General features: G+C 72.1%; 18 protein-coding genes. 9 read left to right on the top strand and 9 right to left on the bottom strand.

The genetic code is table 11. The annotated features are described in order from the left end of the window. Window positions 1-4: 4 nt before the first annotated feature. Together AB0917_RS05505 and AB0917_RS05500 are read right to left on the bottom strand one after the other, a co-directional pair. Complete coding sequence (locus AB0917_RS05505) at window positions 5-673, bottom strand: response regulator transcription factor (protein ID WP_366818150.1); 669 nt, start codon at window positions 671-673, stop codon at window positions 5-7. Continuing rightward, window positions 670-1,881: a histidine kinase gene (locus AB0917_RS05500; protein WP_366818149.1), complete on the bottom strand. Its 1,212-nt coding sequence runs from the start codon at window positions 1,879-1,881 to the stop codon at window positions 670-672. The genes AB0917_RS05505 and AB0917_RS05500 overlap by 4 nt, the downstream gene beginning before the upstream one ends. A gap of 236 nt (window positions 1,882-2,117) precedes the next feature. Between AB0917_RS05500 and AB0917_RS05495 the strand changes: the two genes are divergently transcribed. The 3 genes from AB0917_RS05495 (at window position 2,118) to AB0917_RS05485 (ending at window position 4,524) form a co-directional block, all read left to right on the top strand. After that, window positions 2,118-2,678 (top strand): VanZ family protein, encoded by a 561-nt coding sequence (locus AB0917_RS05495; protein ID WP_366818148.1) that lies wholly within the window; start codon window positions 2,118-2,120, stop codon window positions 2,676-2,678. A 134-nt stretch (window positions 2,679-2,812) separates the two neighbouring features. Then, window positions 2,813-3,397 (top strand): TetR/AcrR family transcriptional regulator, encoded by a 585-nt coding sequence (locus AB0917_RS05490; protein ID WP_366818147.1) that lies wholly within the window; start codon window positions 2,813-2,815, stop codon window positions 3,395-3,397. A gap of 368 nt (window positions 3,398-3,765) precedes the next feature. Further along, window positions 3,766-4,524 carry an SDR family oxidoreductase gene (locus AB0917_RS05485; RefSeq protein ID WP_366818146.1) on the top strand — a complete coding sequence of 253 codons (759 nt, stop codon included), beginning with the start codon at window positions 3,766-3,768 and terminating at the stop codon, window positions 4,522-4,524. Between the two features lie 78 nt (window positions 4,525-4,602). Here AB0917_RS05485 and AB0917_RS05480 read toward each other — a convergent pair whose 3' ends face one another. Continuing rightward, on the bottom strand, window positions 4,603-5,154 hold the full coding sequence (locus AB0917_RS05480; protein WP_366818145.1) for a MerR family transcriptional regulator: 552 nt from the start codon (window positions 5,152-5,154) through the stop codon (window positions 4,603-4,605). Between the two features lie 257 nt (window positions 5,155-5,411). Here AB0917_RS05480 and AB0917_RS05475 point away from each other — a divergent pair, with 257 nt between their 5' ends. Then, window positions 5,412-6,884, top strand: a complete 1,473-nt coding sequence (locus AB0917_RS05475) for a SulP family inorganic anion transporter (protein WP_366818144.1) — start codon at window positions 5,412-5,414, stop codon at window positions 6,882-6,884. Between the two features lie 204 nt (window positions 6,885-7,088). On the opposite strand, the gene AB0917_RS05470 is transcribed toward AB0917_RS05475, so the two are convergent. Continuing rightward, complete coding sequence (locus AB0917_RS05470; protein ID WP_366818179.1) at window positions 7,089-7,301, bottom strand: DUF4287 domain-containing protein; 213 nt, start codon at window positions 7,299-7,301, stop codon at window positions 7,089-7,091. A gap of 146 nt (window positions 7,302-7,447) precedes the next feature. Continuing rightward, a complete protein-coding gene (locus AB0917_RS05465; protein WP_366818143.1) occupies window positions 7,448-7,906 on the bottom strand; it encodes a GNAT family N-acetyltransferase in 459 nt (152 codons plus the stop codon). A gap of 148 nt (window positions 7,907-8,054) precedes the next feature. Here AB0917_RS05465 and AB0917_RS05460 point away from each other — a divergent pair, with 148 nt between their 5' ends. The 5 genes from AB0917_RS05460 (at window position 8,055) to pcaB (ending at window position 14,765) form a co-directional block, all read left to right on the top strand. Then, window positions 8,055-9,050: an NADPH:quinone reductase gene (locus AB0917_RS05460; protein ID WP_366818142.1), complete on the top strand. Its 996-nt coding sequence runs from the start codon at window positions 8,055-8,057 to the stop codon at window positions 9,048-9,050. Window positions 9,051-9,105: 55 nt separating this feature from the next. Next, window positions 9,106-9,648 carry an SRPBCC family protein gene (locus AB0917_RS05455; RefSeq protein WP_366818141.1) on the top strand — a complete coding sequence of 181 codons (543 nt, stop codon included), beginning with the start codon at window positions 9,106-9,108 and terminating at the stop codon, window positions 9,646-9,648. 38 nt (window positions 9,649-9,686) lie between these two features. Further along, on the top strand, window positions 9,687-11,261 hold the full coding sequence (locus AB0917_RS05450; protein ID WP_366818140.1) for an AMP-binding protein: 1,575 nt from the start codon (window positions 9,687-9,689) through the stop codon (window positions 11,259-11,261). Window position 11,262: 1 nt separating this feature from the next. Further along, window positions 11,263-13,251 carry an FAD/NAD(P)-binding protein gene (locus AB0917_RS05445; RefSeq protein WP_366818139.1) on the top strand — a complete coding sequence of 663 codons (1,989 nt, stop codon included), beginning with the start codon at window positions 11,263-11,265 and terminating at the stop codon, window positions 13,249-13,251. Window positions 13,252-13,355: 104 nt separating this feature from the next. Beyond that, window positions 13,356-14,765, top strand: a complete 1,410-nt coding sequence (gene pcaB, locus AB0917_RS05440; protein WP_366818178.1) for a 3-carboxy-cis,cis-muconate cycloisomerase — start codon at window positions 13,356-13,358, stop codon at window positions 14,763-14,765. A 53-nt stretch (window positions 14,766-14,818) separates the two neighbouring features. Here the strand turns inward: pcaB and AB0917_RS05435 are convergent, their stop codons facing one another. The 4 genes from AB0917_RS05435 to AB0917_RS05420 form a co-directional block, all read right to left on the bottom strand. Next, entirely contained in the window at window positions 14,819-15,544 is a 726-nt protein-coding gene (locus AB0917_RS05435; RefSeq protein ID WP_366818138.1) for a DsbA family protein, read from the bottom strand. Next, the gene (locus tag AB0917_RS05430; protein WP_366818137.1) at window positions 15,541-17,439 is read right to left on the bottom strand and encodes an anthranilate synthase family protein; all 1,899 of its coding nucleotides are present in this window, start codon (window positions 17,437-17,439) and stop codon (window positions 15,541-15,543) included. The genes AB0917_RS05435 and AB0917_RS05430 overlap by 4 nt, the downstream gene beginning before the upstream one ends. Then, the gene (locus tag AB0917_RS05425) at window positions 17,439-18,062 is read right to left on the bottom strand and encodes an isochorismatase family protein (protein ID WP_366818136.1); all 624 of its coding nucleotides are present in this window, start codon (window positions 18,060-18,062) and stop codon (window positions 17,439-17,441) included. The genes AB0917_RS05430 and AB0917_RS05425 overlap by 1 nt, the downstream gene beginning before the upstream one ends. Before the next feature lie 108 nt (window positions 18,063-18,170). Then, window positions 18,171-18,941 (bottom strand): 2,3-dihydro-2,3-dihydroxybenzoate dehydrogenase, encoded by a 771-nt coding sequence (locus AB0917_RS05420; protein WP_366818135.1) that lies wholly within the window; start codon window positions 18,939-18,941, stop codon window positions 18,171-18,173. Window positions 18,942-19,070 lie beyond the last annotated feature (129 nt).

Here is a 19,070-nt window from a genome sequence, read left to right as displayed (position 1 = left end):
CGTCTCAGGTAGCGCGCCCGGCGAGCCCGCTGCGCCAGGCCCAGGCCGCGATCTCCACGCGGTTTCTCGCCCCGAGCTTGGCCTGCACGTTGGTCAGGTGTGTTTTGACCGTGCCCACGGTGATGAACAGGGCTGCGGCGATCTCGGCGTTGGTCAGGCCCTCGGCCAGCAGCACGACGACCTCCCTCTCGCGTGGGGAGAGCGGGGCGTGCCGGGCGTCGGGGGTGTTCGGCTTCGGTCCGGTGGAGGCCGTACGGAGCTGTCTCAGGAGCCGGACCGTGATCGACGGGCTCACCAGGGAGTCGCCCGCCGCGGCCGCCCGGACCGCCTCGGCCAGCAGGCGTGGGCCGGAGTCCTTGAGGATGAACCCGCCGGCACCCGCGTCCACCGCGCGGGCCAGGTAGTCCTCGTCGTCGAAGGTGGTCACGATCACGACCTGCGGCCGGTACGAGGCCTGGGGCCGGGTGAGGTGGCGCAGGGCGTCCAGGCCGTCCAGGCGTGGCATCCGGATGTCCATGAGAACGACGTCCGGCCGGTGCAGCTCGGCCATCTCCAGGGCCTGGAGACCGTCCTGGGCCTGGGCGACGACCTGGATGTCGTCCTCGGCCGAGAGGATCATGGCCATGCCGGAGCGGACCATCTCCTGGTCGTCGGCGAGCAGTACCCGGATCACGGGCCGTCCCTCCACGCGCTCTCCAAGGGGATATGGGCGCTGACCCGCCAGTGGCCGCTGCCGTCGGGGCCGGCCCGGAACACGCCGCCTTCGGCGGTGACGCGTTCCTCCAGTCCGACGAGACCGTACCCCGCCGCCGTCGGTGTGCCCTCCCCGGGCAGAACGTTGACGATGTCGAGTTCGGCGGACCGGGGAAGGGCCCGGAGCGTCACGGACACCTGCCGGGCGCCCGGTGCGTGCTTGCGCACATTGGTCAGCGACTCCATGGTGACCCGGTGCACGGCCGCCATGGCCGCCGTCGGCAGGCGGTCGACGGGCCCCTCCTCCTCGAGGCGGGCGCGCCCTCCGCCGGGCAGCGCGAAGGCCGCCACCAGGGTGCGGAGTTGTTCCGCCCCGCCCGCCGGTAGGAGCGCGGCCTCCTCCGTACGGAGCCCGCTCACCATGTACCGCAGAGCCCTCAGGGCCTCCGCAGCCGCCCGTTCGATCTGCCCCAGCGCCGACGCGGCCATCTCCGGCCTGGACGCCGCGACCACCTGGGCCCCCTGGGCCTGCACGACGATGCCCGTCACATGGTGAGCCACGAAGTCGTGCAGGTCCCGGGCGAAGGTGAGCCGCTGCTCCAGGCGCACCTGCTCCGCGTGGCGCCGGCGGTCGACGGCTGCCAGCCGGGCCACGAGCGCCCCGATCAGCCCGGCACAGACGGCGAGCGTGCAGAACATCGCCAGGATGAGGCTGTTCTCGGTCGCTTCGACGGCCACCGGTCGCAGGACCACGGCCAGGCAGAGCAGGAGGGCCGCCCCGGCGGCGGGCCAGGCGGCCCCGTACCGGACCGTGACGACCAGCACCACGATGAGCGCGGTGATCTCGAACAGGGTGTACGCGTCGGCGTGGCCCGCCGACGACCCCTGCCTGTCCGCCACCCCACGCATCCACGCACTGCATGCGAGGGACACGGCCCCCGCCAGTGCGCCGGCCACCGCCAGGGTCCGCGGATCGCTCCGCCGACGGCGTACCGCCCAGACCGCCACCGCCAGGACGGGCGCGAGGGCCGAGAGGCGGGCCTGGAACGCGACGGGGGTCCGGTAGACACCCGTGCGGTAGTCGGCGGCGAGCGCCAGTACGAGGGCGGACCCGACGAGAACGGCACCGAGGCGGAACAGGACACGGCGCGTCCGGGAGGAGCCTCTGCCGAAGTGCGGGGAGTACATGTCCGCAGCGTACGTACCCGCCTCGGGCGAGCCTCTCTGCCGAAAGTCGTAGTGCTCCGGGCAGGCTCCGTCCTTCGGCAGATCCGCCACGGCAGCCGCGCGGACAGGATCGGAAGCTCGGGGCGATCGACGTACCAGCCGCGGACGAACAGCCGTGACAGCCGCGGACGAACAGTCGCTACAGCCGCGGACAAACACCCGCAACAGCCGTGGACGAACCAGCCGCAGGGGCACCCATGAACTTCCAGACCCAGATTCCCACCGCCGCCGTTCTCGGACCGGTGCTCGCCGCCTTCGCCCTCGTGGCCCTCGTACGCCACCGGCGCGGCGTCCCCGGCTGGCGGGGCGGCCCGCTGGTGCTGCGCGTCGTCACCGCGCTCTACGCGGCAGCGGTCGCCTCACTCACCTTCTTCCCCCTGTGGATCTACGGCGGGGACTACCGCAACCAGGCGGAGTGGATCGGGCAGATCCAGCCGATCCCGTTGCTCATGGCGGACCTCACCATGATCCCCAACGTGATCATGTTCCTGCCGCTCGGCTTCCTCCTGCCGCTGCTCCTCCCCCGCCTCGGCCGCGGCCGCACCGTCCTGGCCTGCGCCCTCATCAGCCTGGGCATCGAGGTCGTCCAGCTGTTCCAGTACGTCGTCTTCGCCAACGGCCGCGCCGTCGACGTCAACGACCTGATCGCCAACACACTGGGCGGCCTCCTCGGGTACGCGATCCTGCGCGCCGCGCAGCGCACGGCCGCCGTGCGCACCGTGCTGGACAAGGTGTCCCCGTCGCCCGAGACCGTATGACCGGCTGACCGGCTGACCGGCTGGTCGCCTGACCGGCTGACGCGCTGACTGGCTGACCGGCCGCCGGTCTCGACAGCGCGGCTCCGACCGGAAGTTATTGACCGATCGTTCTTGATTGATCTACGGTCTTCGACGTGGCCAGGACCAAGGAATTCGATCCGGACGCCGCACTGCAGTCGGCCCTCGAGCTGTTCTGGCGGCGCGGCTACGAAGCGACGTCGGTCACCGATCTCGTCGAGCACCTCGGCATCGGTCGCGCCAGCATCTACGCCACCTTCGGCAACAAGCACGAGCTGTACCTGAAGGCCATGGACCGGTACTCCGAGGGGTGCGATCCGCTCCTCCTCGCCGAGCTGTCCCAGCCGGGGCCCGCGCTGCCCGCGGTGCGGGCGGTGGTGCGTCGCTTCGCCTCGGAGTCCACCTCCCCCGAGAGCCGGTCGCAGGGCTGCCTCATCACCAATACGGCAGCCGAACTGGCCCCGCACGACCCGGCGGCGGCCCGTCGGGTCGAGAGCAGCTGGGAGCATCTGGAGACGCTGTTGCAGTCCGCGCTCGTCCGTGCGCGAGCCCAGGGCGAGCTGCCCGAGGACCGCGACCCGCGGGCGCTGGCCCGCATGCTGCTCGTCCTGTTGCAGGGCGTACGGATCACCGGCAAGGCCTCCGGCGATGCCGCCCGGGTGCGGGATGCGACCGAGCAGGCGCTGACCCTGCTGGAGTGACGCGCACGCACCGGGGAGCGCGTACGCCCGGATCGTGTGCGTCCGGATCGTGTGCGTCCGGATCGCGCGCATGCGGAGTCGCCATGTGCCGCCGGGCTCTCCCGCATGCTCGAATAATGGAACGAACAGTCAAGTACGAAGTGGGGGGGCGCGACCGCCAGGGAAGCCGCCGAGGAAGCCGTCAAGCAGGCCGCCAAGTAGGCCGTCAGCGTCTCGGCCCGTAGCGGGCCGGCTTGGTCCTGCTCGGCGGGACCGTACCGCTCGTCCCGTTCCCGTACGTCAGGCGTCGCGCCCACGACCCGCCCCTGCCGCCTCAGACCTCCGAATCGACGCTTCAACAGAGCTGCAAATCAAGGGAGTTACCGAAGATGGACCGCTTCACAGACAAGTCCGTGCTCGTCACCGGCGCCGGCTCCGGTCTCGGCCGGGCCATCGCGCTCGCCTTCGCCGCCGAGGGCGCCTCCGTGATCGCCGCGGGGCGCACCCCGGCCTCCCTGGACGGGACGGTCGGCCTCATCGAGGCGGCCGGCGGTACAGCCGCCGCGGTCACGGTCGACGTCACCGACTCCGGCCGGCTCCAGGATCTCGTACGCGAGAGCGTCACCCGCTTCGGCGGTCTCGACATCGCGGTCAACAACGCCGGGATACTCCGCGGCACCGTCCCCGCCGGAGAGGTGAGCGAGGAGGACTGGGACGCGGTGCTGCGGACCAACGTCACCGGGGTCTGGCTGGCCATGAAGCACGAGATCGCACACATGAAGGAGAACGGCGGCGGCGTCATCGTCAACATCTCCTCCAACCTCGGCGCGCACCTGCGCATCCCGAACGCCGCCGCGTACATCACCTCGAAGGCGGCGGTCTCCGCGCTGACCCGCGCCGCCGCTCTCGACCACATCCACCAGGGCATTCGCATCAACGCGGTCAGTCCGGGCGCCTCCGACGCCCCCATGTCCCTGCGGCCCGGCGAGACCGAGGCCGATCGCGCCGAGCGGGTCACGTCGGAGAACCCGCTCGGCCGGGTCGCGGGGGCCGATGAGGTGGCCGCCGCCGTGCTCTACCTCGCCTCGCCCTCGGCCGGCGCGGTGGTCGGCACCGACCTGGTCGTCGACAGCGGGTCGTCGGCCTGACGGTTGGAACAGTTGGATGAGACGGGTGGATGGGGTGGGTGAGGTGGGCGACGTGGGCGAGGCCGTGGCGCCAAGGGGCTACGGTGCCGGAGCGTTCCGTTCCAGGCGGGCCCGGAGAGTGGCTTCGAACTCCTCGGCGCGGGTGAGCTGAACGCGGAGCCGCTCGACCTGCTCGGCGGCGGCCCGCTGGTACTCCCGTACGCGCGAGAGCAGGGCCTCGCGCTCGTCCACGTCCAGATCGGCGTCGGTACCGGAGTCGGCGTCGATATCGGAGTCGGCACCGGCACCGGCACCGGCACCGGCACCGGTATCGGTATCGGTATCGGCGCCGCCACCGGCACCGGACCCGGCGTCCACATGCATACCGGCTGCGGCGTCGGCGTCGGCGTCGGCGTCGAGGCGGTCGGTGGCGTCCAGCAGGTCGCGCATCTGGTCCAGGGTGAAGCCGAGCGGCTTCATCCGGCGGATGACCATGAGGCGGGCCACGTCGCTCTCCGTGTAGAGGCGGAAGCCGCCCTGGGAGCGGGCGGACGGGATCACCAGGCCACTCTCCTCGTAGTGGCGGATCGTGCGCAGGGACAGTTCGGTCCGTGCGGCGACCTCGCCGATCTGCATGTGCCCGCCGTCCACGCCCGCGATCCTCCGGCCCTTCTCGTCCCGACCGGCCCCACCGACCATCGGTCTCGGCAGGCATCACCGGGCCCTCGGCCCCGGTGGGCACCACCAGAGCCTCGGCCCCGGGGCGGCCTCACCGATCTCTACCCTAACGTTAGAGTAGAGATGCTGCTCGTGAGGGCGGCCAGTCGCCTCCCCAGATCGTGAGCCTCCGCTTGTCGCGCTTGTCCTCAGCCGCTTCCCCCGTGTCCCCGGCTGCCCTCCCCCGTGCCATGAAGGCCATGAAGCCCGACTGGCTCTCCGACCCGAAGGTCTGGCGCACCGAGGTGCTCGCCGGTCTCGTCGTCGCCCTCGCCCTGATCCCCGAGGCGATCTCGTTCTCGATCATCGCGGGGGTCGACCCGGCGATCGGCCTGTTCGCCTCCTTCACCATGGCCGTGGTGATCTCGGTCGTCGGCGGCCGACGCGCGATGATCTCCGCCGCGACGGGAGCCGTCGCCCTCGTCATCGCGCCGCTCAACCGTGACCACGGCCTCGGCCACCTGATCGCCGCCGTCATCCTGGCCGGCGTCTTCCAGGTGGTCCTCGGCGCGCTGGGAGTGGCGAAGCTGATGCGGTTCATCCCCCGCTCGGTGATGGTCGGCTTCGTCAACTCGCTCGCCGTCCTGATCTTCATGACCCAGATCCCGGAGATGCGGAACGTCCCGTGGGCCGTCTACCCGCTGATCGTCGGCGGCCTGGCGCTCATGGTGTTCTTCCCGAGGATCACCACCGCGGTCCCCGCCCCGCTCGTCTCCATCGTGATCCTCACCGCCATCACCGTCGGCGCGGCCATCGCGGTGCCGACCGTCGGCGACCGGGGCGAGCTGCCGTCCTCCCTGCCCGTGCCGGGCCTGCCGGATGTGCCGTTCACTCTGGACACGTTGACGACGATCGCCCCGTACGCGTTCGCCATGGCGCTGGTCGGCCTGATGGAGTCCCTGATGACGGCCAAGCTCGTCGACGACATCACCGACACACGGTCCGACAAGACCCGCGAGTCCGTGGGCCAGGGCATCGCGAACATCGTGACCGGCTTCTTCGGCGGTATGGGCGGCTGCGCGATGATCGGCCAGACGATGATCAACGTGAAGGTCTCGGGTGCCCGCACCCGCCTCTCGACCTTCCTCGCGGGCGTGTTCCTGATGGTGCTGTGCGTCGTCTTCGGCCCGGTCGTCTCCCACATCCCCATGGCCGCACTGGTCGCCATCATGGTCATGGTCTCGTTCGCGACCTTCGACTGGCACTCCGTCACGCCCAGGACCCTCAAGCGGATGCCCGCCGGCGAGATCGCCGTCATGGTGATCACCGTCGGCTGTGTCGTGGCCACCCACAACCTCGCCGTCGGCGTCGTCGTCGGCTCGGTCACCGCCATGGTCATCTTCGCCAAGCGCGTCGCCCACTTCGCGTCGGTCACCGCCGTGACCGACCCCGACGGTACGACCGTCGTCTACCGCGTCACCGGCGAACTGTTCTTCGCCTCCTCCAACGACCTCGTCGGCCAGTTCGACTACGCGGGCGACCCCGGCAGGGTCGTCGTCGACCTGAGCGCGGCGCACATCTGGGACGCCTCCTCCGTCGCCACCCTCGACGCCATCGAGGCCAAGTACGCCCAGCGCGGCAAGAGCGTCGAGATCACCGGGCTCAACGGCCCCAGCGCCGACCTGCGCTCCAAGCTCAGCGGCGAACTCGCGGCCGGTCACTGACGGCCGGTCCCGCCGGCCCCGCACGCCGCCGCCCCTGCGCGGGGCGCGGAACGAGGCCCCGGTCACCGGTCGTGCCCACCGCCCCGGCCACCGGCCGCACTCGCGGCCCCGCTCACCGTCCCGGTCACCGTCCGCGCTGACCGCCCGCGCTCCCCGGCCTCCGGCCACCGGTCGTACTCACCGCCCCCGCTCACCGGCCCCCGGTCACCGGCCGTTGTCCTCCGCGAGCGTGTGGGCGACCAGGGCGTTGGCGTGGCCGTGGCCCAGGGCGTGTTCGGTCTTGAGCCAGGTGACCAGCTCCATGTGCTTGGTGAGCGGGGAGGAGCGGATGAGGTCCTTCCACTCCGAGACCGGGCGGCCGTACTTCTTCTCGATCGAGGGGAAGTAGCTGGCAGGGCCCTTCACGGCGTCGGTCATGGCGTGTGTCCTGTCTGTCGGGCGAGTCGGAGAATCGTCGTTGTCGTCGTCGTCGTTGTCGTCGTCGTAGTTGTTGTCGTCGTCGTCGTCGCCCGTATGACCGGTGGTGGGCGGAGAAGTCATCGGTACGGCGACCATGACCTGCGTCACAGCGGGCCGCCGGGCAGGTCCAGGCCGAAGTGCAGCGCGCCGATCGTCATCCGGCGCGCGTGGTAGAAGCGGTGCGCCTGGACGTTGGCGGTGCCGGAGTCCAGCTCCACCCGGACGCAGCCCGCCGCCCGGCCGCGCCGCTCCAGCTCCGCCAGCAGGCGCGCGCCCACCCCCCGGCCCCGTGACGCGGGCGCCGTCACCAGGTCGTCGACGAACAGCACCCGGCCCCGGCTGGTCGCCAGCAGGCGGTGGGTGGCGGCCCCCAGGGCCCGGCCCGTGGCGGCGTCGTACGCGACGGTGAAGCGGAGCCCCTGGCCGTACGCCTCGTCGGAGAAGGCGGTGAAGGCGGCAGCGGTCAACTCCGGGCGCAGAGTGCGGATCAGCGGTGCGACGTCGGCGGACATACGGGGGTCGTCGGGCGTGAGGTCGGTGAGTGTCAGGTCCACGACGCTCATGCTAGAAGCGGGCCGGGCCCCCGTCGCCGGCTTCCCCGAACTACCCCCACCCCCTACCGAAAGATCGCCCACCCGAGATCAACCGACCTGACAGAGAGCCCCTACGCGTGGTGACGGCGCCCGTCCGCCGCTGCCAGAATCCGGCACCATGCTCGCCGCTTACATCGAACAACTCGGCCCGCCCGACACCATCCGGTACGGCGAACTCCCCCCGCCTGTGGCACAGGCGGGCGAGGTTCTCGTCGACGTGAGTGTCGCTTCCGTCAACCATGTCGACACCTTCGTCCGGTCCGGGGCCTGGCGCACGCCCCTGACCTTCCCCTTCGTCATCGGGCGCGATCTGGCCGGCACCGTCGCCGCGTCCGCGCCCGGTACCGGCTTCGAGGCCGGCGACCGCGTGTGGTGCAACAGCATGGGGCACGCCGGCCGGCAGGGCGCCGCGGCCCAGCGCGTGGCCGTCCCCGCCGACCGGCTCTACCGGCTCCCCGACGGGGTGGACCCGGAGGACGCCGTCGCGCTGGCCCACCCCGCCGCCACCGCCTACCTCGCCCTGCATCCGCACGGCCGTGTCCAGGCCGGTGAGACCGTCGTCGTCCTGGGCGGCGGCGGCAACGTGGGCAGCGCCCTCATCGTGCTGGCCGTGCACGCCGGGGCGCGGGTCGTCACCACCGCCTCGGCCCGGGACGCCGACCGCCTCCGGGGCCTCGGGGCCGACGAGGTCATCGACTACCGCGACCCGGATGTGGTGGGGCGGCTCAGGGCCGCCTGCCCGAAGGGGGTCGACGTGTGGATCGACACCTCGGCCCGCAACGACCTGGAGACCGCCGTGGACCTGCTCGCCTGGCGCGGGCGGGTCGTGGTGCTCGCCGGGCTCACCACCCGGCCGGTGCTGCCCGCCGGGCCGCTGTACCTCAAGGACTGCTCCGTGGTGGGCTTCGCCATCTCGCAGGCCACCACCGCCGAACTCGCCGCGGCGGCGGAGACCATCGGCACGTTGCTGGCGTCGGGGAAGCTCCGTCCTCCGGCGACGGTTCCGATGCCCCTCAGCGCCGCAGCCGACGCTCACGGCCGTCTCGAACGCGGCGAGGTCCGGGGAAAAATCCTGCTCAGGGTGGAAGCGGAAGTTCCGTCCGCCAGAACTTGACGGACCCTTCCGGGGTTTGTTGACCCCGGTTCCGCGCGCCACCAGAGTTCTCCCCATGAGTGAATCAATCATCGACAATTCCCCGCTCTTCGAACTGCGCGCGGACATCGCCGTATCAGCCACCCCGAAAGAGGTCTACGCGGTCGTCAGCGATTTGCCGCGCAGCGCCGAATGGAGCCCCGAATGCCGGGGCGGTGAATGGATCGGCGGTGAGCCCTCGGCGGTGGGCACGGTCTTCCGCGGCGAGAACCTGCGCAGCGAGGAGGTCGTCTCGTGGGCCCCGCTCGTGCGTGGCACCTGGTACACCGAGGCTCGCGTCACCGCCGCCGAGCCGGGCGTGACCTTCCGCTGGATGATGCTCTCGCACGCACAGGACGACCAGGAATCGGTCTGGGGCTTCGACATCGAGCCGCTCGCCGAAGGCAGCAAGCTGATCCACCACTTCCGGATGGGAAAGGCCACCGCCGGAATTCACAAGATCGTCTCCGAGCTCGACGAGGACGCCCGGAAGCGATTCGTCGCGGACTGGACCGCCAAGTTGGAACGGGACCTCGACGACACCCTCAAGCGAATCAAGGACGTCATCGAATCCGCATGACGGGTTCCTTCCCGCGTACGTGAAACGGAGTGGGCGAGATGTTTCTGCAACGAATAGGGAACAAGGGCATCCGGCTGGGGACGCTCTTCGACCGGGCGGCCGCCCGGCACCCGGGCAACATGGTGATCCTGGACCACGACCTGGACGTCGCGCCCGAGCTGGGCCGCCGCCTGGCCCTGACCGAGGTGGCCGAGCTGGTCGCCGAAGTGGCGTCGCGGCTGTGGGCCGCCGGGGTCCGCACCGGTGAGCGGGTCGTGGTCCACAAGACCGACGGCTTCGACATTTCGCTCCTGGCCTGCGCCGCGGCCCGGATCGGCGCCGTACCGGTGCTGCTCTCCCCCAAGCTGGACGGTGCCACCGTCGTCGAGCTGGTGCGCCGGGCCAACCAGCCCTACCTGGTCACCGACGAGGCCAAGCTCACCAGCAGCCTCCCCGGGGACATCTTCGAGGCGGCGGCGAAGGTGCTCCTCACCTCCGGCACGTTCGAGGGCGCGACCCCGCTGGCGTCGTACGCCGGCGCCGAGCGGGTCGCCCCGATCACCATGCCGCCGGACCACCCGACGCTGATCACCCACACCTCGGGCACCACCGGCACGCCGAAGCTGGCGGTGCACACCGGGCACACCTTCGAGGCCCGCTACCGCCCCCAGGCCACCGTGGTCTCGGCGGTCCGCAGCCGCGAACCGGTCGCCATCCACGTCTCGTTCGTGCACTCGCGGATGTTCACGGCCATGCCGATCGCGGTGCTCCAGGGCCACCCGTTGATCATCCTCAGGGACGACGACCCGGAGACGGTGGGCACGCTCTTCTCGCAGGTCCCGCCGGGGCTGATCGAGGCCCACCCCAACACCTTCCTGCGGTGGGAGGTGCTGGCGAACGACCCGCGCGGCCCGCTGAGCAACGTCAAGTACTTCAGCTCCACCTTCGACGCCATCCACCCGCGGACCGTCCACAAGCTGCTGGGCGCCTCGCGCCGCCGGCTGCCGCTGTTCGCCCAGGCGTACGGCCAGAGCGAGGTCGGCCCGATCGCGGCGCGCACCTACTCCCGCAAGCGCGGCGCCGAGGCGGACGGCCGGTGCGTCGGCTCGCCGTTCCACGGGATGACCAACGTACGGGTGGTCAGCCGGGACGGCCGGCCGGCCACCAAGTCCTCGCCGGGATACATCGAGGTCCGCAGCGACGGCCGGATCGTCACCTACCTCGGCGAACACGAGCGGTGGGAGAAGCAGGTCAACGACGGCTGGTGGCGGATGGGAGACGTCGGCTACCGCACCAAGTGGGGCTGTCTGCACCTGCTGGACCGCGAAGTGGACGAGATCCCCGGTGTGGAGTCCACCCTGGAGATCGAGGACAAGCTCTTCGCGCGGGTCGAGGACCTGGTCGAGGTCATCATCATCCCCGGCCCGGACGGCCGGCCCGTGCCGGTGGTCTCCACCCGCGACGACAAGCCGCTGGACGAGCGCGTGTGGCAGGAGGCCGTGGTCGGTCTGCCGCCGATGGCGGACCCGGTCCGCTGGAAGCTGGAGGACCTGCCGCAGACCGCGACCACCAAGATCAAGCGGCTGGAGCTCGCCCGTCTGCTGGCGCTGGACCCCACCGGGACGGGGGGCTGACATGACTGAGGCTCCTCTCGAGATCTGTGTGGTGGGCGCCGGCCCCCGCGGCCTGTCGGTGGTGGAACGGCTCTGCGCCAACGAGCGGGCCACCCCGCGCCACGCCGGGGTCACCATCCATGTGGTGGACCCCTCCCCGCCGGGGGCGGGCACGGTCTGGCGGCCCGAGCAGTCCCGGCACCTGCTGATGAACACGGTGGCCTCGCAGATCACCGTCTTCACCGACGACAGCGCCCAGCTGGAGGGCCCGATCGAATCGGGGCCCAGCCTGTACGAGTGGGCCCGCGCCCTCGTCGCCCGGACCGAGGCGGGCCACGCCGAGGCCGACGACGACGTACTGGCGGAGGCCAGGGCCCTGGGCCCGGACTCCTACCCCACCCGGTCCTTCTACGGCCGCTATCTGCGCAGCTGCTTCCAGGAGGTGGTGGACCGGGCCCCGCAGCACGTGGCGGTCAAGGTGCACCGCTCCCGCGCGGTGGCCATCGCCGATGTGCACGGGGTCACCGACGGCACCCAGGGCGTACGGCTGGAGGACGGCACCCGGCTCAACCAGCTCGACGTGATCGTCCTGGCCCAGGGCCACCTGCCCACCCGGCTGACCCCGCGCGAGGCCCGTACGGCGGGTCTCGCCCGGATCCACCACCTGACGTACGTGGCCCCGGCCAACCCGGCCGACCTGGACCTCAGCTCCATCCGCCCCGGGCAGCCGGTGCTGCTGCGCGGGCTGGGGCTGAACTTCTTCGACCACATGGCGCTCTTCAGCGCGGGCCGGGGCGGGACCTACGAGCGCGGCGAGGACGGCCGGCTCGTCTACCGGCCCTCGGGCCGCGAGCCGCAGATGTACGCCTTCTCGCGGCGCGGGATCCCGTACCACTCCCGCGGTGAGAACCAGAAGGGCGCCTTCGGCCGCTACTTCCCCCGGCTGCTCACCGTCGAGTACATCGTGGGCCTGCGGGCCCGCTCCGCCGAGGGCGAGCAGATCCGGTTCAGCACCGACCTGTGGCCGCTGATCGCCCGCGAGGTGGAGAGCGTCTACTACCAGACCCTGCTCACCTCCCAGGGCCGCGCGGACGACGGCGAACAGCTGGCGGAACGGTACCTGAACCGGCCCACCGGCGACAACGGGACGCGGCTGCTCGCGGAGTTCGGCATCGCCCCGGACGAGCACTGGTCCTGGGAACGGCTCTCCAAGCCGTACGAGGACCGGCAGTTCACCAGCCGGGAGAGCTTCCGGACCTGGCTGCTGGAGTACCTGGCCGCCGACGTGGTCGCGGCGCGCAGCGGCAACGTCAGCGGGCCGGTCAAGGCCGCGCTGGACGTGCTGCGCGATCTGCGCAACGAGATCCGGCTCGCGGTGGACCACGGCGGTCTGGAGGGCGACTCCTACCGGGACGAGCTGGAGGGCTGGTACACGCCGCTCAACGCGTTCCTGTCCATCGGCCCGCCGGCCTCGCGCATCGAGGAGATGATCGCCCTCATCGAGAGCGGTGTGCTGGAGGTGACCGGACCGGGCACGAAGATCGCGGTGGACACCACCGCACCGCAGTTCGTCGCGGTCTCCACCGACGTCCCCGGGCCGCCGATCCACTCCACGGTCCTGATCGAGGCCCGGCTGCCCGAGCCCGATCTGCGGCGCACCGACGATCCGCTGATGCGCCATCTGCTCGACACCGGGCAGGCCCGCCCGTACTCCATCTCCGGATCCCAGGGCAGCAGTTACCAGACCGGTGGGCTGGCCGTCACCGAGCGGCCCTACCGGCTGCTGGACGGGACCGGCCAGGCGCATCCGCGGCGCTTCGCCTACGGCGTGCCGACGGAGTCGGTGCACTGGGTCACCGCCGCGGGCATCCGCCCCGGCGTCGACTCGGTGACGCTGGGCGACTCGGACGCCATCGCGCGGGCGGCCCTGGCCGTGCCGCCCGTCGCCCACCGCCCGTGGTCCGCGAAGCCCCACGCCTCGGAAGAGGGCATCGTCGGGGTGATCGTGTGACGGCCGAGGCAACCGGCCCCCGGCCCGCCGCCCCCGGTGCTCCCGCACCGGGGGCGGCGGGCCGCCCGGCCGGTGCCGCCCCGGGGACGCCGCCACCGGCCGCCTTGGGCATCGACTCGGGGCTGCTCTCGCCGGTCCGCGCGGGTACGCCCGGTGAGGCGGCGACCGGCGACGAGGCCTGGCTTCAGGCCATGCTGGACGCCGAGGCGGCGCTGACCCGGGCCCAGGCCGGGATCGGCACCGTACCGAAGGAGGCCGCCGAGACCGTCACCCGTACGGCTCGGGCGGAGGCGCTGGACCTGCGGGCGCTGGCGCTCGCCTCCCGGGAGACGGCCAACCCGGTGGTCTCCCTGGTGGCGGCGCTGACCCGGGCCGTCGCGGAGGTCTCCCCGGAGGCGGCCGAGTACGTGCACCGGGGCTCCACCAGCCAGGACATCCTGGACACCGGGGCCATGCTGGTCGCCGCCCGGACCCTGGAGCTGATCGCGGCGGACCTGGCTCGGGCGGCCGACTCCCTGGCCGGGCTGGCGCGGGAGCACCGGGACACCGTGATGCCCGGCCGGACGCTCGCCCTCCAGGCCGTACCGACCACCTTCGGGCTGAAGGCGGCGGGCTGGCGGCGGCTGCTGCTGGACGCCCACCGGCGGATCACCGCGGTCCTCGACGGCGGTCTGCCCGTCTCCCTCGGCGGGGCGGCCGGCACGCTCGCCGGCTACCTGGAGTACGCCCTGGTCGACGGCGACGAGCGGGCCGAGGACGTGGACGGCTACCTCGGACTGCTGCTCGACGGGTTCGCCGCCGAGACGGGACTGGCGCGGCCCCCGCTGCCCTGGCACTCCCTGCGGACGCCCATCGCGGATCTCGGCGCCGCCCTGGCCTTCACCACCGGCGCGCTCGGCAAGATCGCGATCGACGTCCAGTCGCTGGCCCGGACCGAGGTCTCCGAGGTCGCCGAGCCGTCCGTGGCGGGGCGCGGCGCCTCCTCGGCCATGCCGCACAAGCGCAACCCGGTGCTGGCCACGCTGATCCGCAGCGCGGCGCTCCAAGTCCCGCTGCTGGCAGCGGGGTTGACCCAGTGCCTGGTCTCCGAGGACGAGCGCTCGGCGGGTGTCTGGCACGCCGAGTGGTCGCCGCTGCGCGAGTGCCTGCGGCTGACCGCCGGGGCCTCCCACACGGCGGTGGAGCTGTGTGCGGGGCTCGAGGTGCGTACGGACCGGATGCGGGAGAACCTGGCGCTCACCGGCGACCAGGTGGTGACGGAGCGGATCGCCGCGCGTCTGGCCCCGCACCTGGGGCGTACGGCGGCCAAGCGGCTGCTCGGTGAGGTGGCCGACGAGGTACGGATGAGCCGCCGTTCGCTGGCGCAGGTGCTGGCGTCCCTCCCGCAGGCGGCGGAGCTGCTGCCGGCCGGCGCGGAGCTGGAGCGGCTGTGCGACCCGGCCGGCTACACGGGAGCGGCGGGCGCCCTGGTCGACCGGGAGGTGGGGCGGGCGGCGAAGTCCCCTCGGCGCTGAAACACACAGATGCGCGGTGGCATCCCTCCCGGGGTGCCACCGCGCAGGTGTGTTCAGCCCTGGCCGTGCAGCCGGCGCACCAGCTCCCGCGCCCAGCTGTCGTCGTACGCCTCGAACATCGGGAAGCCGCCCTTCTCCGGCCTCTCCGTCCACCGGCAGCTCACCCCGGGGTTGTGCGCGGCGTATCCGCCGGGCGCGAACAGGTGCGGGCTGCCCTGCACCCCGGGCCCCCGGGCGATGTCCCACTGGCTGTAGACCTCGGCCCGGCCCGCGCCCGCGCGCAGCGCCTCGGCCAGCGCCCCCGCGTCCACGTGCTCGCACTCCTCGGCCAGCTCCAGGATCACCGCGTGCACGGCGATGGGGCGGCTCGTGGTGTAGAAGGCGTGGCGCAGCGCGGTGTCCAGCTCGTCGGAGGCCCGCAGCCCGCCCACGGCCGCCGACTTGGCGGCCTGGACGGCCTCCAGGGCGGGCAGCATGGTGGACGGGTAGGTCCACTCCGGTGCCGACCAGCGCCGCCAGCCGGTCTCCGGGACGCGGCCGGCGATGGCCGCGAGCTCCACGTCCACGATGTACTTCGGGGTGGGCTCCCGGTTGAACAGCTCCAGCGGGAAGGCCCGGTGGTCGACCAGGACCGGCAGGTCCAGCGTGGCGGAGGCGGCCCGCACGGAGTGCAGGGCCAGGGCCGCCCAGGGGCAGCCGATGTCCGACCAGACGGTGAGGACGGGTGAACCGCCCTCCACCGGCCCGGTGTTGACCAGTGCGGGGTCGTCGCTCGTCATCCGACCGCTCCCTCGGTACGTCGCAGCAGTTCGGTCAGCAGACCACGGGTGATGTGCACCCCGTCACGGCTGAGCACCGACTCGGCGTGGAACTGGGTGGAGGCGAACCAGGGGCCGCGCAGCCCGTGCACCTCACCGGTCTCCAGGGACCGGCTCACCTCGATGGGACCGATGTCCGGGCAGTCGGCCTTGTCCTCCTCGCAGACCGCGGCGAACGTGTTGTAGAAGCCCACCCGTTCCTGGCGGCCGAAGAGGTCGATCTCCCGCTGGACGCCCTGGTTGGGCACCTTCCGGCGGATCAGCGGGAGCCCCAGGCGCCCGCTCAGCACCTGGTGGCTGAGGCAGACGGCGAGGAAGGGGGTGCGGTCGGCCAGGAGCCGGGCCACGGCCGCGTCGAGATGGGCGATCTTCGGGTCGGTGAGGTCCCTGGGGTCCCCGGGGCCCGGCCCCATCACCGTGAGGTCGTGGTCGGCCGGGTCGTAGGGCTCGTCGAACCGACGCACCGTCACCGACAGGCCCATGGCGCTCAGTTGCTGGGCGATCATCGACGTGAAGGTGTCCTCGGCGTCCACCACCAGCACCCGCCGGCCGGCGAGATAGGGGTCCGGGGCGTGCCGGTCACCGGCGTGGGCGAGCCAGAAGTCGGCGAGCGAGGTGTTGCGTTCGGCCAGGGCGGCCCTGACGTGGGGGTCGGCGGAGAGCCGGTCCTCACCGCCGGTCTCCAGGGCCGCGAGCAGCCCGGCGGCCTTGGCGCGGGTCTCGGCCGCCTCGGACATGGGGTCGGAGTGGCGTACGAGGGTGGCGCCGACGCCGATCCGCAGGCGTCCGCCGGAGTCGATGTCGGCGGTGCGGATCAGGATCGAGGAGTCCAGGGCGTGGCCGCCGTCCTGGTCGCGGCCCAGCAGCGCCACCACCCCGCTGTAGTAGCCGCGGCCCTCGGGCTCGTACTGGCTGATGACGCGGCAGGCGCTCTCCAGCGGGCTGCCGGTGACCGTGGGCGCGAACATCGTCTCGCGCAGGATGTCGCGCGGGTCGCGGTCGCTGTGCCCCTCGATGAAGTATTCGGTGTGGGCGAGCCGGGCCATCTCCTTGAGAAACGGTCCGATGACCCGCCCGCCCTCCGGGCAGATCCGGGACATCATCTTCAGCTCCTCGTCGACGACCATGTACAGCTCGTCGATCTCCTTGCGGTCCGCGAGGAACTCCATCATGGCGGGCAGGTTCGGGCCGGAGGCCGCGTACCGGTAGGTGCCGCTGATGGGGTTCATCACGGCGAGACCGCCGGTGAGGCTGACGTGGCGCTCGGGGGTGGCGCCGACGAACGTGCGCTCCCCGGTGTGCACGACGAACGTCCAGTACGCGCCGGACTCCCGCTCCAGCAGCCGCCGGAAGAAGGTCAGCGCGGCCTCGGGGCCGTAGTCGGTGATGTCGGCCGAGTAGGAGCGCTTGATGACGAAGTTGGCGCCCTTGCCGGTGCCGATCTCCTCGGTGACGACGCGGCGCACGGTCTCGGCGTACGTCTCGTCGTCGGTGTCGAAGCCGCCGCCGGTGAGGGCGATCGGCACGTCCGGGATCCGGCGCAGCACTTCGGCCACCGTCCGGACCTCCTGGCCGGTGACGGTCATCGCCAGGAGCGGCGAGCCGTCCTCGGCGCCGACGAAGCCGCGCTCGGCGATCTGCCGGTACGGGACGAGGACCAGGGCGTCGTGCCGTTCCGGGCCACCGGCACCGGGGGCGCCCGAGGCGTCGGGGAGGGGGATGTCGGCCAGGGTGTCGTAGGCGCGGACGTCTCCCACCAGCACGTCGAGCGTGCCCTCGCCGGTGGATTCCGGGCGGTACAACAGGGCGAAGGGGGGCGGCTTGGGTGCGAGTACCTGCCCGAGCAGATCGGTCATCAGTCCACTGCCTCCTTGGTGGTGAGCACGACGGCGCAGCGGTGCGCGGCGTACTCCACGGCCATCAGGTGCCGCTCCTGGGAGAAGTCGGCCATCGCGTCGGCGACCACGAAGGTCTCGATGTCGTGGGTGAAGGCCTCGACGGCCGTCATCAGCACCCCGACGTGTCCGTAGACACCGCAGATCACGAGCTGGTCCCGGCCGGCGGCGCGCATCCGCTCCAGCAGGTCGGTGCGGAAGAAGGCGCTGTAGCGCCACTTCGTCAGCAGCCAGTCGTCGGGGGCGGGGGCGAGCTCGTCGACCACCTCGCGGTCGGCGGGCTCACTGCGCATGCCGGGGCCCCAGAAGTCCTTGAGCAGTCCGCGCTGTTCGGGCGTCATGCTGCCCGGCTGGGCGGTGTACGCCACGGGCATCCCGGCGGCGGCGGCGTACGCCCGCAGCCGGGCGGCGTTCGCCACCAGCGGCTCGCGCAGCTCCGGCGCGAACGGCTGGAGGAAGTACCGCTGCATGTCGTGGACGAGCAGGACGGCCCGGTCGGGGTCGATGCTCCACGGGGCGGTGTTGTCGGGAAGGTCGCCGCGTTCCGGGAGCGGATAGGGGGGGATGGGGGAGATGCCGGCCATGGTGGTCCTGTTTCCTTTCGGGAGTGGTCGTGTTCGGGTCGTCGGCCGGTACCTGGGGCCCGGCGAGGGCGGGGCCGTACGGGTCGGGGGCGCCCTTCCGGGCACCCCCTAGGACCCCAGGGATGCGCCTCCGTCCACGGTCAGGTCGTGCAGGGTGATCTGCGAGGCCCGGTCGGACAGCAGGAACGCCACCGCCTGCGCAACGTCGACGGGGCGGCCGATCCGGCGCAGCGGGATACCGACGCGGTACGCGGCCGGCGAACCGTCCAGCGTGTGCTGTTCGGCCTCCCGGTCGTGCCACATCGAGCGGAGCATCGGGGTGTCGGTGGAGCCGGGCGCCACGGTGTTGCAGCGGATGCCGTACTGGGCCACCTCCAGCCCGAGCGACTTGGTGAGGAGGGTCGCGGCGGCCTTGGACGCGGCGTAGGCGGCCATGCCCGCCCGGGGGGTGGCGGCCGCGTTGGAGGTGACCGTGACGATCGCGCCCCGGGCGCGCGGGACCATCCGGTTGACGACCGCGCGGGAGACGTTCAGGACGCCGGTGACGTTGACGTCGAGCATGCTCCGCCAGTCCTGGTCGGTGATGTCGCTGACCGGACCGAGGCGCAGCACCCCCGCCGCGTTGACCAGCTGGTGCACCGGCCCCAGCCGGTCCTCCACGGCCGCGACCATGTCGTTCACGGCCGCGCTGTCGGACACGTCGACGGGGAAGGCCGTCACCGGCAGGTTCTCCGCGCGGAGTTTGGCGACCTCGTCGGTCAGCCGGCCGCCGTCCCGGTCGACCGCGGCCACCGTGGTGCCCTGCTCGGCGAGCAGCCGGACCACGGCCGCGCCGATGCCGCCGGCGGCCCCGGTGACCAGTGCTGTCTGCTCTTCCACCTGAACTCTCCTTCGTACGAGGGACGTACGGGTGCGTAGCTGTACGGGTGCGTAGCTGTACGGGTGCTTGAGGGGTGTGCGTGGGGTGTACGGATTCGTAGGGATGCGGCGTACAGGTTGGTAGGGGTG

Origin of the sequence: Streptomyces sp. NPDC007346, assembly GCF_040703535.1 — a bacterium.
Lineage (GTDB): Bacteria > Actinomycetota > Actinomycetes > Streptomycetales > Streptomycetaceae > Streptomyces.
Note: the sequence above shows the minus strand (reverse complement) of the source record. Positions and strands in the feature narration are given on the sequence as shown.